The following is a 16,005-nucleotide window of genomic DNA, read 5'->3' as shown; positions in this document are numbered from 1 at the left end:
GGTTTTCATAAAACTTAAATTATATTTTCAAGCTAAATAGTTCGTGGTTTTTTGCCGAGGAAGTCTATTTATTTTTTAGTAATTTTAGAATTATGTCAAATCTAAATCTATAGTCTACAAAGGTGCGGTAGGAGGAACCGGTTCTATTGGCCCAGGAGGCGGAGCTGGTGTACAATATGCAAAAGATCCTTTAGTCCTGTCTCCACAACAAATCCAACCGTTTGAACAACCGTTAAAAGAAGTGGTTCCTCCTCGGATAGGAGTCAGATTAAAACTATCTTCTCTAAATACTAGATATTTGCTGTGATATCATTTTTTTATTTTAAGAAATATTTTTTAAGAAATTTAAAAGCTTTATTTCCTTTTTGATTATTCTTACCATAAATAATCCAAAGATTAATAAAAAAACATAGCCACTTAAGAGGATGTAAAGATAAAAACCTCTTGAGAAATTGTCTTTAAAAACAGGTAAAAGCAATGTGAAACCAATGATATAAGTCAGATAAATAATGGGTGTGAAAATGTAATGTATTTTTTTTCGCCATTCATAAAACTGATGAGCCAGTTTGCTATATTCAATTAAGTTGACATCGGTTTTTAATCTCTCTAACTTTTTCGCGCTAATCCATTCTAAGGCTATACGTATAAGAAGCATTGTAATCATGATGCATAATCCAAAACTAAACAGTGTTTGTGTGTAAGCGCCTACCCAAATATAATAAGCGATCAGTACTAATGAGGTCAGACTTAAAATTACTTTGGTCCAAAAATGGCTGCGCTTAATTTTCTTATTATTTGCATCTGCTTTTTTAATGATTTCAGTGGCTGTTGGTTTTTTATCAGATTCTGTCTGCTGATCCCAAATATTTTGTAATTCTTCAAATGTTTTCATTTTGTACACATTGAGTTAAACTTTTTTTGATTCGGTGGATTCTAACACGAAGTGTTTCTTCGGTAATCCCGATTACTTCTGAAATTTCCTGATATTCTACACCATCTAAAGTCATCAGGATTATCATTTTATTTGTTTCTTCAAGCTTTTGTATACATTGATACATTTGTCGAAGCTGCTCGTCTTTTTCGCTCGAATAGGTCTCTGAAACAGTCTGAGGCAGGATGTCAGTTCTGATTTCTTTTCTTGAAGATGATTTTCTTAAATAAAGAAGGCACGTGTTTACTGCTATCCTATAAACCCAAGTGCTGATACTCGAGTCGTTTCGGAAAGTGTCTAGTTTCTCCCAGACTTTGATGAAGATTTCCTGTGTCGCATCAGAGGCCAATGCAACATCTCCACAAAAATAACCCTTGCACAAACGAAACACTTTATTGTAATGCTTGTAGTAGATCTCGTTGAATTGTTCTTTTTCGGTCACGTTATCTTAATTCTGATTTTACATTTTCTATAAACCATTCCGGCTGATCGTACATTATAAAATGCGCTGCTTTTGATGCATACAGAATCTTAGCAGATGGCAGATTTTCATACTGGTCTTTATATGTCTTTTGAACGGTAGTAAGATCTGGATTTGTTGCAGCTAAAATTACTACTGGAATTTTGATTTTGGAAATTTCTTTTCTCAGGTCTAAATTAAGCATATCAATATAACCATAAACATAGGTTTTTCTATCGGTACTATTCATCCAATCATTGATTGTTTTTTGTTTTTCTTTGTTTAGACATATGTAAGAGGTTAATTGTAAGTTCATTGCATTAAAATCATTTTGATCCATAGTCAGCATCATTTTACTCTGCGGATTATCGTAAGGAATAGCTTCGCCTTTGTAATTAGGAATCATTAAAGCGGCACTTGCAGGTAAAGCATCAACGAGAATTAACTGTTTAAATAAATTAGTTTCTTCAGATGCTAGCCACAAACTTAAAGTTCCTCCGAGACTATGGCCAATTAAGACCGCATTTTTTATTTTTTTGCTTTTTACATAAAAAATGACTTGATCTTTTATGGTGGATAGCCAAGGTCCTTCAATTGGGGGAACATTACCAAATCCTGCAAAAGTAAAAATGTGGCATTCGTAATTTTTAGAAAGTTCGGCTACTGTTTCATTCCATACTTCTCCTGTACAGCCAAAACCAGGGAACAACAAGACAGGAGCTCCTTTTCCTTTTACATCTACCTTAAAAGCAGTTTGAGAAAAGGCAGATTTTGAGATAAGAAGGATAAATGCAATAATTAAAATAGATTTTGTTTTCATGACATTTAATTTTTTAAAGTTTATCTTTTGATACATTACTAGTTTAATTGTTACCTCAAAAAAGCATCTTTTTTTAAATATTTTTATTGGCCTTAGAATCTAGGTTTGAAAACCTGCAATTTATCACAGTAAAAAGCAAGTAAATAGAAAAAATGATTTAGATAGGCAAAGGCAAAATATAACTGCTGGTGCAAGCATCTCACTCGCGAACGTAACGAGTATGAAAACATCAAAAGAAATAATTTGGAGAAACAAAAAAAGGTTCAGATTTCTCTGAAGCTTTTGTCTTGGTAGCGGGAACAGGACTCGAACCTGTGTCCGCCGCGGCGGATATAAGACTGGCGAGCTGAAATTTATTCCATAAAAAAAGCTCCAGATTTCTCTGAAGCTTTTTCTCTTAGTAGCGGGAACAGGACTCGAACCTGTGACCTTCGGGTTATGAGCCCGACGAGCTGCCTACTGCTCTATCCCGCGATGTTTCGGGTGCAAAGATAAGCACTAAATACGGTTATGCAAAGAAAATTGTGAATTATTTTTAAATTGAGGCTTTTTTATTGTAAATGTTTAAAATAGAGTTGTTTAAATACGTAGAATGTAAAGCTTACATTTTATAGTTTAATAATTCTACGTAAGGATCTCCTTTTAAGCCTAATAAAAATGCAAAGGCAGGCTCGGTTTTGTAGCCATTTTGTTTGAGCTTGATAATCTCTAATCTAAAATTTTCACCTTTTGATTGTAAAATTTCATGTTCAATGATCATGTGTTTGTATCCGTTTTGATTTTTGGTTGGTGTGTTTTGTCCAAATACTTCAATTTCAAAATCATTTATTTTGAAGTTTGCAATAATAGATTCCTTATCGTTTATGATTGATTCTCTGAGGGTAAATTCATTTTCTTTGCTGAAAACTGAATTTAGTTTTTCTGTAAAATCAGTTTTGTTTTTCCAATGGCAAATAATATCCAGATCGCTATTTTCAATATCAATGTTAATGGGAATTGTTCCAACCAAAATTGGGTCGAATTCGGCGAGGTTTAATAAAACCTTATTTTGAGTTAAGATTTCAAATGCCTGTTGTTGTTTTTGATTGCCGTTTTTTAAATATTCAATAGTAGTAAAGTCTGTCATTATTATAATTTGTCAGGATACAATTGATTACCAATCTTGATTCAACTATTAATCTGCAAAAGCAATAATACCGCTTTTTCTGTTTTCTGCAAGGTCAAGTAATTCGTTTAATTGTTTTATGTCTGTATCTTCTTGTATCGACGATTTTGTACTATTTTGACGAATTTGCAATATTGTTTTAGAGTTCCATCTAAAGTCTGAGTAATAATCATAACATTTATCAATAATTCCTTTAGTCTTTAAATTACGAAATGTATTATCGTCAATTTGACCAATAAATTCAAGTCCTGTTGGAGAATTTGGAGTAATTTGCTCGTCTTTTATACTATAAAAATCTAACATAGGATCTTATTATTCTTTGATATAATTTTTCTCTTCTTTTATCTCAGCTTCAATTCTTTTATTAATATTGATTTTAGCATTGGTAAAAACAAAAATGGTCGTTTTGTATTCGCGAGCGTATTTATTGGTTATTTCGCCGGCAATTGCTGAGGATTGAAAAAACGGACCAGTTTCCTGAAACTCGGTACTGTTTTCTTCGTGGTTTTTAATTCTGATCAGGTTTTTGTACTGAATGTTAAGATCAAACCAATTGACATAATCAGCATTAAACGAAACGGCTTTTATCCCTTTTTTAGTATAATAATTGACGGCACCTGCTTGTCCGTAATTGTCGCAAAGTACAATCGTTTCTTTTTTGTTTGGGATCAAAGCATAAAGAGAATCTGTTTTTCGGGCCAGTTCTTTCCATCCCAGCATGTCGGCAAAATCTTGTGGTAAATCGTGATCTTTTCCGTCTTCCCAGCGAAGCATTCCTAACTTTTTATATTTCTCAGGATTTTTTATAAAATATTCCGGGCTTTTATTGGGGAAAGACAGATTGTACATTGGTATAAAAAACAATAGCGGAATAATAATAAACACCGGTTTTAAATACCGTTTCCAGCCTGTTTGCAATATTTGCGAAAGAAAAACAGCTCCAAAAGCAATATAAACAGGATATAGCCCAATAGCATAATAGGCTTTGGCCTTAAAATACATAAAGATGACAAGTGTAAAAATCAGCGATGCAAAAAAGAATTTGAATCTGGCAAAAGGTTTGTAAAATAGCAAAGCATATAAAGCCGCGATGATAACAAAGAAAGAACCAATAAAAAACAAGACTTGTTCTTTTAGAAATCCTGTTCGATCTACATTGATCAATTGTGTTGCTGACAATTCTTTCATATGATGTACAATAGGAAAATGATTGTTGTATTGCCAGAAAATGTTTGGCAGTATTAAGAGCAATCCTGTAATCAGGGCCAAATAAAGTTTTTTCTCTACAAATACTTTTCTCTGACTCGATAATAATAAGGCAGGTAAGAGGCCAATTAATAAGAACAGAATGTTGTATTTGTTTAAAAAACCAAAAGCAAAAACGATAGCACCTATAAAAAGCCATTTAGGTTTTTGGCTCGAAAAGTATTGAATGATCACATAATAGAATCCTGTCCAGCATAATACATCTAGAGAGTTGGGTTGATAGAGCATATTAATTCGCAACAATGACGAAAATACGATACAGGTTGCACCTAAAATTAGTGCATATAAATTGCCTTTTAAAGATTCAATGGTTTTCCAAACTATTAAAAGTGTCAAAGCACCAAAAAGGGCAGGAAAGAACCGGACCCAAAATACACCATTACCTAATGAAAAAATAATATACGAAATCCAGGAGGTTACAGGCGGAACCGATAAATAGCCCCAGGCCAAATGATGTGCCTGGTCGAGGTGTAAATATTCATCGCGTTGCAAATCGTATTGAGGACTTATTAGTACATATTGCAAAACAAATTTTAGAAGGATAAACCCAATCAGGATTAGAGTTTTTTTGGTCATGAAGATTTGGTTTGTAATTGGTTAATGGTAAGGCTAATATATAATTTATTTTGAATTTCGAATAAGACAGTTTATTCTCTTAAATGTTACAAAATAAAAAAACTCCAGATTTCTCTGAAGCTTTTCGTGTTATTTATTTAACTTGCTCAATCCACCAGATCATTGTCTCTGCATTATCTTTCTCATTAGATTTTAATGGATGGTTTGAAATTGTAAGAAGTTCATTCTTTAGGGTTTCTTTAGTGTAATTATTTAAAAGCCAATAAGGCAAATTACTTATACTTTTATTCCAGTTATCTAAAGTTTTGTCTAAAATTAATTTTAAATCTATCGTAGATTTTGGATTAATTTGAGTTAAAATTTGTCCAGCATATAGTTGGTCAAGATATAAAGTATTGTTTCTGTTTTTATTTTCAAAAATTTGTATTACACCTTGAATAATTATTTCATCTGAAACTTTATTTAGTATTTTATAGAGTTGTCTAATTCTTAAATCTCCTAATTTTTCACTTAAATCAACACATATATAAATCTCTTCAATTAAATCCTGTGATGATTTTGGAATTTTCATAAAAAATAATTAAGAAGTTCTTATAGAGTTTAAATATAAAAAAATTATTCCTCTAATGCCTCTTCAAATTCCATGTGGTCGATTTTTTCAACTTCGACAGGTCTGGAAGCTTTTAGCTTGTTGAATCTTTCTAATTGTTCGGTTTCGCTTTCTTCACCGCTGAAATAAGGGAAAACATCCATAATTGGAGACTCAGAAACCGCCGGGATAGAATATTCTCCCATTGTGCTTTGCATTACATGAAGTGTATTGTCGTAAGCTTCTCTTACATCATTTGCCTGCACTAACAAATACATATTCGATTTTCTTTCTTTACCGCTTTCTTCGTCATAGGCCATTAAAGAAACTTTCGATTTAAACCAACGATCTGCATTTTCAAAAGGATGAATTTCGGCATAATTTGCCACTTTTATATTCGTGATTTTAAATTCTTCACTAATATAAGCCGCCATCTCTTCATTGATTCTTTTTTCTGCTTCGGTATAGGATAAAGCATCAACCAAATAAGGTTCGGTTAAAACTTTTTGTCCTCCGGTTTCGTCAGTCTTTCTATATTTTACTTTGCATTCGTACCAAGTTGCGCTCATCTCTATTAATTTTTAAGGATGCCAAAGATAGATTTTACCGGAAAATAAACCCTTAATTCCTGAAATAGATATTCACAATTTTAGTTGCTTTTTGGTAATGTTTTGAATGTCTGTTGATTGTGGGTATTAAAATAAGGTTAAACCAAAACTCCAGCCCACCCAGCCTGTTATTGCGTTGCCATTATCTCTTATGACATTATAACGTTTGGTTCGATTCTCAACAAAAGTAGAATTATTGATATCCGGACTATTTTTATCTCTTCTTTCAGAGCAATAAAGATTAAAAGAAGGTCCGGCAGATAGTGCTACACCTTTGAAAATGCGAAAGGTAAAGGGAGAATCGAATTTATAGACAAAATTATATCGGTCCCAATTTCCTAAATAAAGATATTGAATGCTGATTTCGGGATTATAATTAAGGCGATTTGCTAATGGGATATTTTTTCCTAATCCAAATCCAAAAGAAGTTAGTTTTTCTTCGTCACTTCGTTCGCTTTTTCCAGCCATCAAAATAATGTAGAGTTTATTATCTCCTGTTTTTATGGCTAAATTTATATCCGAAATTTCATTACGTGTCACACTAAATTTTTGGTAACCATCTTTTTTAAAGTTTAATAATCCAAAACTATAACCTGATGGCGAGCCCGTGATGTTCACTAACCCAATCTGAACTCCGTCTAATTCTTTGGCATAATTTAATGCGGCAATTTGCATACCACGAACTTTTTGATGTCCGGCATTATAAATACCTGAAATTTGCAATCCGTTTTGAGTACCATTTACATTATTATAAATAGCGGCCATCTGGATCCCTTTAGCATCCATCTGAACATGATTATAAATACCGGACATTTGCAAACCTATCTGCGAACCTTTTACACTGTTATGAATTCCGCTCATTTGCAAACCGTTAAGATCTCCAAATACATTGTTATAGATTCCGGCTAACTGAACTCCTTTTACAGATCCTCCCACGGTGTTGAATAGACCGGCCATTTGAAGTGCGTGAACATTCATACGGTTGATATTATAGAGTCCGGCCATTTCCAGACCGCGAACCCCGCCGGTATATCCTCCTAATAAGTTTAAAGAAAAACTGCTGTTAATTTGCGAATTCATCATACCGCGCGTACTCAGGCTCGGGATTAAAGAAGCTTGTACGGGAACTTCGGATATAAGACCTCCAAGGTTCAGGGATTGTATTTTTTGTCTGGATGAAATAAAAAAACGGCCAATTCCCGATCTTTCCACTGCAGAGAAATCACCGTCGAGGTAATCTTCATTTGATTTTCGGGCGCCCATCTGGATCTTAATTTCCGACAGGAAAATGGTTGTTATGGTTTTATAGTTTTCCTTTACAACAGTGAGTTCTATGCTTTGTGGTATGTTTTTTAGTTTTAGTTCAAAAAAACCTTCCTTATCTGTAAGTGTAGACTGTAAAGCATTCCTTTCGTAAACACTGGCATTTTCGATACGTTTGTTGGCTTGTACATCCATGATGTAGCCATTTACAACCTGATAGTCGCCCACAACGCTGTTTTTTTCTAATACAAGTGCCAGTTCCAAAGGGGCATAACGCAGAATAATAAACCCCTTTGATTCTTTATATTCATATCGGTTTTTTAATAATTGATCGAGCACTTCTTTTATGGTAGACTCATCAGCATGAATGCTTACCAGACTATCTTTTGCAACCAGTTTACTATAATAAGCAAATCTAAAATTTCCTTTTTGCTCCATTACACCTAAAATACTGCCCAATGGTTTTTTATCTGCCTGAACAGACATTGGCGTATCCAGCATAGATTGGGCATGAGCACCAGAAAAAATGCCTGAAAGAAGTAGAAATAAAACTGATATTAAAGTAATTTTTGAATTCATGAACATATAAAAATAGAATTACTCTAATATAATTTGATTGCCTTTACGTTCAATTTCGATCATAAAGGTCTCTTGAATTACTTCTAATATCTGATCTAATGACTGGTCTTTAAAAACGGTTGTGATTGGTTTTTTCTGCAAATCGGTTTTCTTTATAATGATATTGGCGTCGTATATTTCGTTGAGCGCATCAACTAATTCCTGTAGGGGAGTCTGCTCGCAAATAAGTTCTTTATTGCGGTAATAATTATACAGTTTTCCTTTGCTGACACTTTTTAATAATTGCGATTGCAGATCGGTAATGATTACTTTTTCGCCATTTCTTAATTCTACCTGATCTTTGTTTTTACTTACTTTTACAATTCCGGTTTCGACATCTACGGTTGTTTTTCCGTTTTTGTTTTTCACATTAAACGAAGTTCCTACCACTTGTACCGTAACATCATTGATGGTAATGATAAACGGCTTTGTTTTATCTGGAGAAACATAAAAAAAAGCTTCGCCTTTTAAGATAACAGGACGTGTATTGCCCTTAAACCTACTGGTATAAGACAATGATGAATTTTTGTTTAAAGTAACTCTTGTGCCATCGGGCAACGTATCATTTAGAGTAGTGTTTGCTGCATGTATCTGAATTAATGTGTTAGCCGATTTATTTTCGAAATAAGAATAACCAATCCATCCTAAAGTACTAATAAGTGCAATAGAGGCCGCAATGCGTAACCACTGGAAAGAAGTTTTTTTCAGGTTATGCACAGGAGCATCTTTTTCGTGCATACGGTTTTGCAGTCGTTTCCAGGCAGCATTTTCATCTAGGTGCGTATTTTGGGCAGCAATCAAAAGGCTGTCTTCCCATATTTTCTTAAAACCTTTATAATAGTCTAGGTTTTTTTTATCGGCTTTAAGCCAATATTCTACTGTTGCATTTTCGTCTGTATTAGTTTGGCCAACCAGATATTTCACTAGTAAATCATCGTTCATATTCATATTGTTTTGGCTCATCATCTTCTAATTAAATGTAATAAGGATAGGAAAAAAGGAAGATATTCTACCAGTTTAGATCGTAACACTTTCAGGGCTTTTCCCATTTGATTTTCGACTGTTTTGACAGAAATATTCAATTGATCGGCAATTTGCTGATATTTGAGCTGCTCGAAACGACTCATCTGGAAAATGGTTCGGCATTGCTGGGGCAGCTCATTAATTGCTTTGTAAATATCATTTTCGAGTTCAGATGCAATCATTTGGTTGGATGCATCTTGATTTGAAGATTCCATATTAGCTGAATACTGAAGTTGAAAGGAATTTTTTATTTTAAGGTGTTTAAGGTGATTTAAACTTTCATTATGAACCGCTCTGTAGAGGTACGCTTTTAATGAATCATCAATTTGTAATTGATCTCTTTTTTCCCAAATCTTAAAAAATACATTTTGTACAATCTCTTCGGCAATGACATCATCTTTCATAAAAGTATAGGCAAAAGTATGAAGGTTTCTAAAATACATTTTAAAAACCTTTTCGAAAGCAGCTTCATTTCCGTTTTTTATAAAACGGATTTGGTCGATATTGCTATACTCCACTAGTACGTTTTGATATTCAATCAAAGATAGATACTTTTTATATTTAATAACTCATTGGGTTAATTACTTCGTTTGTTCTCTTTGCTTGACGCGTAAAAAATTAAACACATAGAAACATAGATTTTTTTGTGCTGAAAAGGAAACAAAAAGAAATACATTTCTTTCACATAGATCTCTATGTGTGTTTTAAATAAGTGAAACGCCTTTTTAGGTAAACAAAAGCTATGTTTCTATGTGTTTAAAAATATTTGCATTTGGATTATTTAATGTTACTTTTTTGATTAATTACAGGATGGATTAGGCTGGTAATGCACCCTGTTATGACTGGCCAATAAAGCAATAAAAACATCAATTGTAGTATTCATATCAATATCAGTATTTAAACTGAATTCATAACTATGAACAATACAGCTATGATCTGAGAGATAGGTAAAAGACAATCCTTTATCTGTCTCTGCAGTAATTATTTCGTTATTGATGGTCTTTACACAATTATCTTTTCGGCTAAAGTATTTGAAAAGCTGTTGTTGAAATTGTTGGTGTTTTTTTTGACTTCTTGGCATGATACAGGCAATTGGGGTGGAGTAATTTCTTTTTTGAATTTCTTTTTGGCAATAGCATCCGGACTGGCAAAAATGTAATACATCTTTTTTTGAAAGCCACTTGCTTTTCTCACATCGGTAATAATGTCCTGAAACTCGTGAATGTTGAGGTATAACGGATTGAGTTTGCTTTTAAGCGCGCTGGTAATCCCGTAGCGCGGTTTTTCTTCTTCGTACTGAAAGGAATTAAATAAGTGATCCCAAATCATAAAAGTGGCTCCAAAGTTTTTGTCGAGATATTTTTCCTGGCTTCCGTGATGCACACGATGATTAGATGGGGTTCCAAAATGTTTTTCGATAAAGGGATGCAGCTTTCCAATGGCTTCTGTATGTACCCAAAACTGATACAATACACTGAGCTGATTGGCAATAAAAAATACTGCAGGATGAAACCCGGCAAAAATCAGCGGAATAAAGAATATAATTTTGGCATACTGAAACCAGCTTTGCCTAAAGCTTACGGTAAGATTATAATGATCAGCCGAATGATGCACAACATGAGTCGCCCAGAAAAAACGGCAATAATGAGAAATGCGGTGTGTCCAGTAAGAACTAAAATCATAGAGTATGAAACATGGAATGAGACTCCACCAGTTAAATTCCATTCGATAGGGCAGTATATTATAAATGCCAACTACAGCATAGAGCAAACCGGTTTTCATTAATAAATTCACCGTTAGATTACCCAGGCCAATTAGTACAGATCCTACAGTTTCTTTTTTGTCATATTCTTTTTTTTCTAAGAAATAAAAAACAACAAATTCAAGTATGGTAAAAAATAATACAACGGGCAGTGCATAGAGAATTAAATTGGGCGCACTTTTTTCTATTTCATGAATCCTTCCCATTGCAATGGGCTCTGCACCAAAGAAGGTTAGTTTTGTACATATGTAGTTGATGATTTTGATCATGATGATTGTTTTTTAGATTGATTTATGCGATTTGAATGTTGATTGTAAATAAGGAATGATGCAATTCGACTTTTTGGCATACGCCATTCAGGAAATGATAATCGTTATAATTTCCATCAGGTAATACAATGCGATAGGAGTGATTGTTTGTTTTTTTAATGACCAAAAATTGCTGAAAACTATCAGAGTAAACCTCGCTTTCGCCCACAGGTTCTTTGCTGTAGAGTAACATCAGGTTATAGTCGATGTATTGTTGTTTGATTTGTCCTTTTTTATTTTCAGCTAAGGTTTTATAGCTAGAATCTACAAGTTGGGTCGTTTTATTGGCTTTCTCTTTTCCGTTTACCTGGCGCTTCACGTACGATGAGATTAGTTTTCCGTTTTTAAAATGTGAGCCTTCTTCTGTTTTGATATCGATACCAAAAATCAATCGGGTTTTTACCTTTGATGAAATTTTCAAAAAAACATCATCGTTATTGGTCTTTTGATGAAACTGCATTTGCCCAATGATAGTGCCATTGCGCAGTACATTGTAGTTTATTGTTTTTTCTTGTGCCTGAAAAGTCATTGCAATCAGAAAAAAGAGTACAACAAATTTTGCTTTGCCGGAGATCATTAGAAAGCTGGAGTTTCCTGATACAGTAGTTTCGGTTTTTTGTAATAACCAAAATAGTAATCCGACAGTGATCATTATTGTTATCATACGGCAATTTGAGATTAAGAGTTACTTCAGTGTACTCTTGTTATTGTAGTAATACAACTGAATCTCATTTTACCCCTACGTCCTTTTTTTATTTTTTTTGAATTTTTTTTTGAATGGTTTTTTGAAATTCTGGAACAGGAAAATTTCTTTAGAAAACGCAGGTGTTTTGTGAAGGAAATAATTTTTACTTTTATGAAGTTCTTATTGGTAGTTTACAGCTGTCTTTGCGTAAGTTGCAGCGTAAATGATTAGACAGGTTGTTATCTTCCGGAAGGCAAAATTCTAATGATCAAAATCAAAAATAAAATACCCTATTATTGCATAAGATAATTTTTATAAAGTAGATAACTTAGTTTTTTATTCAACCATTATTTAAATATCCTTTTCTAATTAAAAAGCAATACTATTTTGAAAAAAAAACTTTTAGTACCCTTAGTTGTTTTAATAAATATTCTTTTTACCAATCTTGCATTAGCGCAAAACCAGATAAAATATAAAGCCTTTAGTCAAAATGATTTTGATAAAAATGCAGTACTTAAAGAGACTTATAATCTATGGAATAATAATAGGACAAATTGGTTTTCAGAGTCAAAAGATAGTGCAAAAACATCCTATTTTGTAGATACCAGAAAGTATAAAGGAATTGTGAATTACGGAGTAACCTTTAAAAGTAAGACTTTTAGAGGTTTTCAATTTTTAGAACATTTATCGATGTGTTTTTTAAAAATAGAGATAACGAAGTGTAATTTCAACCCGAAAGACAGTATTGCAGAAATAGAAGGTTTTGTTAGCGGAAATAATGATTGGGGTTCTAATGTATTTATGAGAACTAAAAAAATAAAGGATTATGTTGAGGTATTTCTGGGAGAAAAAAAAGATACGATAAGAGTTTGTTATTTGGGAAACACTGTAAATAAAGATAGTGTAGGGGTAAAATTGCGCAATAAAGAGGCAGATGAATTTACCGTTCTGGATCAATTTACAGCTTTTTATTTTAAAAATTATCAGTACTACAAAACAAATTTAGCAGAAAAACAACCTTTTAAAATTAAAGGAAAAGTTAGCAAGAATACACTTCTTGCATTTGGTTCAGGCGCGTCTTATGCTGAGATTTTCGATTTGGGATCTATGATCTATGACCCAAACAAAAATAGAGGAAAAAAAATAATACAAAGAGAAAATTATGACTGTAAACCTCTAATTACGGCTAATAAGCTGGTAGCAGATATTGAAAAGGAGAAAAGTCAAAAACAAGAAATCAATTACTATACTTATACAAAAAGTGCTGAAAATTATATTCTAACCAGGCAGTTTGGCAAAGCAAAAGAAGAGTATAATTTGCTTGCTCAAAAATATCCCACATTGTTTGCAAGAGATATTCATAACGCTATTCGCTGTGCTATTTTATCAAGAGATTTTAAAACTGCTTTCTGGTGGGGCGAAAAACTGGCCTTAAAAGGAGTTGAATTACCGTATTTTAATGCTAAAATTTTTAACGGAATTAGAAAAAATCCGGAATGGAAAAACTTTAGTACCAAATACGATTCGATCTGTAAAAATGCGCAGAGTAAGTGGAATGTAAACTTAAAGAATGAATTAACAAATTTGCTCAACGAAGACCAGGCCGATTATGGATTGGAAAATCGAAAGAGTCCTAAAGTATTATATCAAACCACCGAAAGAGTAACGGGTAAACTGATCGATTTAATAAAAAAAGAAGGATATCCATCAGAAGAAAGAATAGGCAGTCTTGTAATAAAGGATACTGTTTTGATCTCTTTTCCGGATTTTAATGTTTTAATTATTCACGCTTTGCAACAAAAACCAGATAACCTTCCTGCTTTAAACGAACTTCTTGATAAAAGCAGTAATGCTCTGGAATATGATGCCAAAAGGCAAGTTAATATAATGGGAGGGGGATCTTGCTTTTGTATTTATAAAGGTAATTTGTATAGTTTGAAATCGTGCGGAAGAAATGAATTAGAGCTGAAGAAAATAATTTTTAAGTTTAATAATCCTAAGGGATTTATTATGGAAAACGGAAATTTCGTAGTCGAAGCACATGACTCTAAGAATCCAAAAGAGGTAGATGATTATTATAAACAGAGATACAATTTAATTATGAAACTTACTGATGATTGGGAATTTTATGAGAAATAAAAACAGATTTTTTATAGTAATATTACAATCAGTTTTAGAGTTTAATTCTTGTATGATTGCCAAATAGTTATGAAAAGAGTTTTATTGATTATGCTTGTATTGCTTACAAGTTCCTGCCGTTTAACGCAGCATTACACAAAGTATATTGACAAAAATCAGTATGGCAGATTGCATTTGAAAAAAATGAAGTTTGAAAAAACTTTTACCAAAGAAATGTCTAATAAGATAGAAGCAGATGCGATATATTTTAATTTTTATGAAGATGAAACTATAAATTTAAAAGGATATAACTATATAAGATTTTTTAATTCAGGTCAGTTTGCGCTTTTTGGTAGTAAGACTGAGAGTATTGATATCAATAATCTAGAAAAGGCAGGTTGTGTAGGCTACTATAATATTAAGAACGATTTACTTTTGTTAGAACTGCCAAACAGTTCATTTAGCAAGGCAGGAAAAAGAGTAATTAGAAAATTTGTAATTGAAGGTAATAGCTTAAAAGAGAAAAGAAAGCGAAATGAAGGGGAAACAATATTTACCAAAATTACAGTAAAAGACATAAGGCCGGTACTTCCTGATTGGTAAAATAGCATTAGTTTTATGATTGTCTTTCTATCTTAAAATAAGCCAGTTCTTCTTGATCTCGGATCAAATTATTTAATCGTTCGAATCCTGATTTTTGCAACACATTTTGCGATCCGGTGTTGTCGATATCAGTTATCGCTACAACTTCTTTCGTATTTGTATGGGCAAAACTATATTGAGTTAGAGCCTTGCATACTTCTGTGGCAATACCTTTTCCCCAATATGCCTTGCTAAGTACATATCCAATTTCTATTTGGTTAGTATTGTGTACAAAAATGCGTGCAACACACATTCCTATAAAATTCCTATTTGTAGTATCGAATATCGCCCAACGACTAAGATTTTTCTTTTCGTAATTTTCAAGTAATTCATTAAACATTTCCAAATATCTTTCGGGTGAGGTGACAGGAAGGTATTGAGTAACCTGATTGTCTTTAAAAAGATCCAAAAAAGTTTGTTGTTCCTGAGGTAAAAATTCTCGAATAGTTATTCTCGGGCTTTGATAAAGAGTAGACATAGATGGTAGATAATATTTGGTAAATAATTCAGAGCTTTTTGCTAAAATAGTAGCAGAGTTTTGTCTCGTAATTACAGCCAAATTTACAGAAAATAAATCAGTAGAATAATTTTCTGCTCTTCAAAATTCCATGATTTTGTGTAAAAAGAAAATATTTGATTTCTTCTATTTTTGTATTTAATGAAAGATGATAAAAGCAAAAAAGCTTCAGATTTCTCTGAAGCTTTTTTAGTAGCCCGTAGCGGAATCGAACCGCTCTTACATGGATGAAAACCATGCGTCCTAACCGATAGACGAACGGGCCTACTTTTCTATTGCGGGTGCAAAAATACAATCAATTTTAAAATACACAATACTTTTTTCGAAAATTTTTTTTTGGTCACTCCGGAAATAGCGCAGTTAGAAAAGATGAATCATAGACAGAATTGAGTTAACTAAAATGTATTTGTTTGATTAATAAATGGTTGTTTTTATATGTGAAGATGTTTTTTTCTTCTTTTTGCTAAAAGAAAAATTTTCAATAAAATTTAAAATTATATTGATATTATTTATTTTGAAGGAATTTACTTGTGTTTTTTCATTGCGTTTTTTAGAATACTCGTAAAGACTGGCGCGAGCGTCCCGCCATGAGTTTTCGAAACTTGTTGCTCTGAAAGAGCCTTAGCAATAGCATGGTGCGAAGCACTATGAATG

At 32.8% G+C, this 16,005-nt stretch carries 17 protein-coding genes and 2 tRNA genes; 2 read left to right on the top strand and 17 right to left on the bottom strand.

Annotated features, from left to right (window positions below):
- Positions 1 to 322 precede the first annotated feature (322 nt).
- From GIY83_RS15355 to GIY83_RS15285, 15 genes are all read right to left on the bottom strand, one after another.
- On the bottom strand, positions 323 to 892 hold the full coding sequence (locus GIY83_RS15355; RefSeq protein ID WP_208682343.1) for a hypothetical protein: 570 nt from the start codon (positions 890 to 892) through the stop codon (positions 323 to 325).
- Positions 879 to 1,373, bottom strand: coding sequence for an RNA polymerase sigma factor (locus tag GIY83_RS15350; protein ID WP_208682340.1), 495 nt, complete (start codon positions 1,371 to 1,373; stop codon positions 879 to 881). The genes GIY83_RS15355 and GIY83_RS15350 overlap by 14 nt, the downstream gene beginning before the upstream one ends.
- A 1-nt stretch (position 1,374) precedes the next feature.
- Positions 1,375 to 2,211: an alpha/beta fold hydrolase gene (locus tag GIY83_RS15345; protein WP_208682338.1), complete on the bottom strand. Its 837-nt coding sequence runs from the start codon at positions 2,209 to 2,211 to the stop codon at positions 1,375 to 1,377.
- A 401-nt stretch (positions 2,212 to 2,612) separates the two neighbouring features.
- A tRNA-Met gene (locus tag GIY83_RS15340) sits at positions 2,613 to 2,685 on the bottom strand.
- 127 nt (positions 2,686 to 2,812) lie between these two features.
- The gene (locus tag GIY83_RS15335) at positions 2,813 to 3,337 is read right to left on the bottom strand and encodes a DUF4269 domain-containing protein (protein WP_208682336.1); all 525 of its coding nucleotides are present in this window, start codon (positions 3,335 to 3,337) and stop codon (positions 2,813 to 2,815) included.
- A gap of 48 nt (positions 3,338 to 3,385) precedes the next feature.
- Positions 3,386 to 3,679: a hypothetical protein gene (locus tag GIY83_RS15330; protein WP_208682334.1), complete on the bottom strand. Its 294-nt coding sequence runs from the start codon at positions 3,677 to 3,679 to the stop codon at positions 3,386 to 3,388.
- Between the two features lie 9 nt (positions 3,680 to 3,688).
- Positions 3,689 to 5,218, bottom strand: coding sequence for a glycosyltransferase family 39 protein (locus GIY83_RS15325; RefSeq protein ID WP_208682332.1), 1,530 nt, complete (start codon positions 5,216 to 5,218; stop codon positions 3,689 to 3,691).
- A gap of 133 nt (positions 5,219 to 5,351) precedes the next feature.
- The gene (locus tag GIY83_RS15320) at positions 5,352 to 5,789 is read right to left on the bottom strand and encodes a hypothetical protein (protein WP_208682330.1); all 438 of its coding nucleotides are present in this window, start codon (positions 5,787 to 5,789) and stop codon (positions 5,352 to 5,354) included.
- 44 nt (positions 5,790 to 5,833) lie between these two features.
- Positions 5,834 to 6,376, bottom strand: coding sequence for a DUF4494 domain-containing protein (locus tag GIY83_RS15315; RefSeq protein ID WP_208682328.1), 543 nt, complete (start codon positions 6,374 to 6,376; stop codon positions 5,834 to 5,836).
- A 126-nt stretch (positions 6,377 to 6,502) separates the two neighbouring features.
- A complete protein-coding gene (locus tag GIY83_RS15310) occupies positions 6,503 to 8,257 on the bottom strand; it encodes an STN domain-containing protein (protein WP_208682326.1) in 1,755 nt (584 codons plus the stop codon).
- Positions 8,258 to 8,275: 18 nt separating this feature from the next.
- Positions 8,276 to 9,238, bottom strand: coding sequence for a FecR family protein (locus GIY83_RS15305; protein ID WP_208682324.1), 963 nt, complete (start codon positions 9,236 to 9,238; stop codon positions 8,276 to 8,278).
- Positions 9,239 to 9,258: 20 nt separating this feature from the next.
- On the bottom strand, positions 9,259 to 9,861 hold the full coding sequence (locus GIY83_RS15300) for an RNA polymerase sigma-70 factor (RefSeq protein ID WP_229029116.1): 603 nt from the start codon (positions 9,859 to 9,861) through the stop codon (positions 9,259 to 9,261).
- A gap of 257 nt (positions 9,862 to 10,118) precedes the next feature.
- Entirely contained in the window at positions 10,119 to 10,277 is a 159-nt protein-coding gene (locus GIY83_RS15295) for a hypothetical protein (protein WP_208682322.1), read from the bottom strand.
- Positions 10,278 to 10,321: 44 nt separating this feature from the next.
- Positions 10,322 to 11,350, bottom strand: a complete 1,029-nt coding sequence (locus tag GIY83_RS15290) for a sterol desaturase family protein (RefSeq protein WP_208682321.1) — start codon at positions 11,348 to 11,350, stop codon at positions 10,322 to 10,324.
- A gap of 22 nt (positions 11,351 to 11,372) precedes the next feature.
- Positions 11,373 to 12,053 carry a DUF6134 family protein gene (locus tag GIY83_RS15285; RefSeq protein WP_208682320.1) on the bottom strand — a complete coding sequence of 227 codons (681 nt, stop codon included), beginning with the start codon at positions 12,051 to 12,053 and terminating at the stop codon, positions 11,373 to 11,375.
- Positions 12,054 to 12,461: 408 nt separating this feature from the next.
- Between GIY83_RS15285 and GIY83_RS15280 the strand changes: the two genes are divergently transcribed.
- Positions 12,462 to 14,213, top strand: a complete 1,752-nt coding sequence (locus GIY83_RS15280; protein WP_208682319.1) for a hypothetical protein — start codon at positions 12,462 to 12,464, stop codon at positions 14,211 to 14,213.
- Positions 14,214 to 14,282: 69 nt separating this feature from the next.
- A complete protein-coding gene (locus GIY83_RS15275) occupies positions 14,283 to 14,795 on the top strand; it encodes a hypothetical protein (protein WP_208682318.1) in 513 nt (170 codons plus the stop codon).
- 13 nt (positions 14,796 to 14,808) lie between these two features.
- Here GIY83_RS15275 and GIY83_RS15270 read toward each other — a convergent pair whose 3' ends face one another.
- Together GIY83_RS15270 and GIY83_RS15265 are read right to left on the bottom strand one after the other, a co-directional pair.
- Complete coding sequence (locus GIY83_RS15270; RefSeq protein ID WP_229029115.1) at positions 14,809 to 15,393, bottom strand: GNAT family N-acetyltransferase; 585 nt, start codon at positions 15,391 to 15,393, stop codon at positions 14,809 to 14,811.
- 151 nt (positions 15,394 to 15,544) lie between these two features.
- A tRNA-Glu gene (locus GIY83_RS15265) sits at positions 15,545 to 15,616 on the bottom strand.
- Positions 15,617 to 16,005: the final 389 nt, after the last annotated feature.

Source organism: Flavobacterium sp. SLB02 (genome assembly GCF_009664855.1).
In the GTDB taxonomy this organism is placed as follows: Bacteria; Bacteroidota; Bacteroidia; order Flavobacteriales; family Flavobacteriaceae; genus Flavobacterium.
This window is presented reverse-complemented; position numbering and strand designations above follow the sequence as displayed.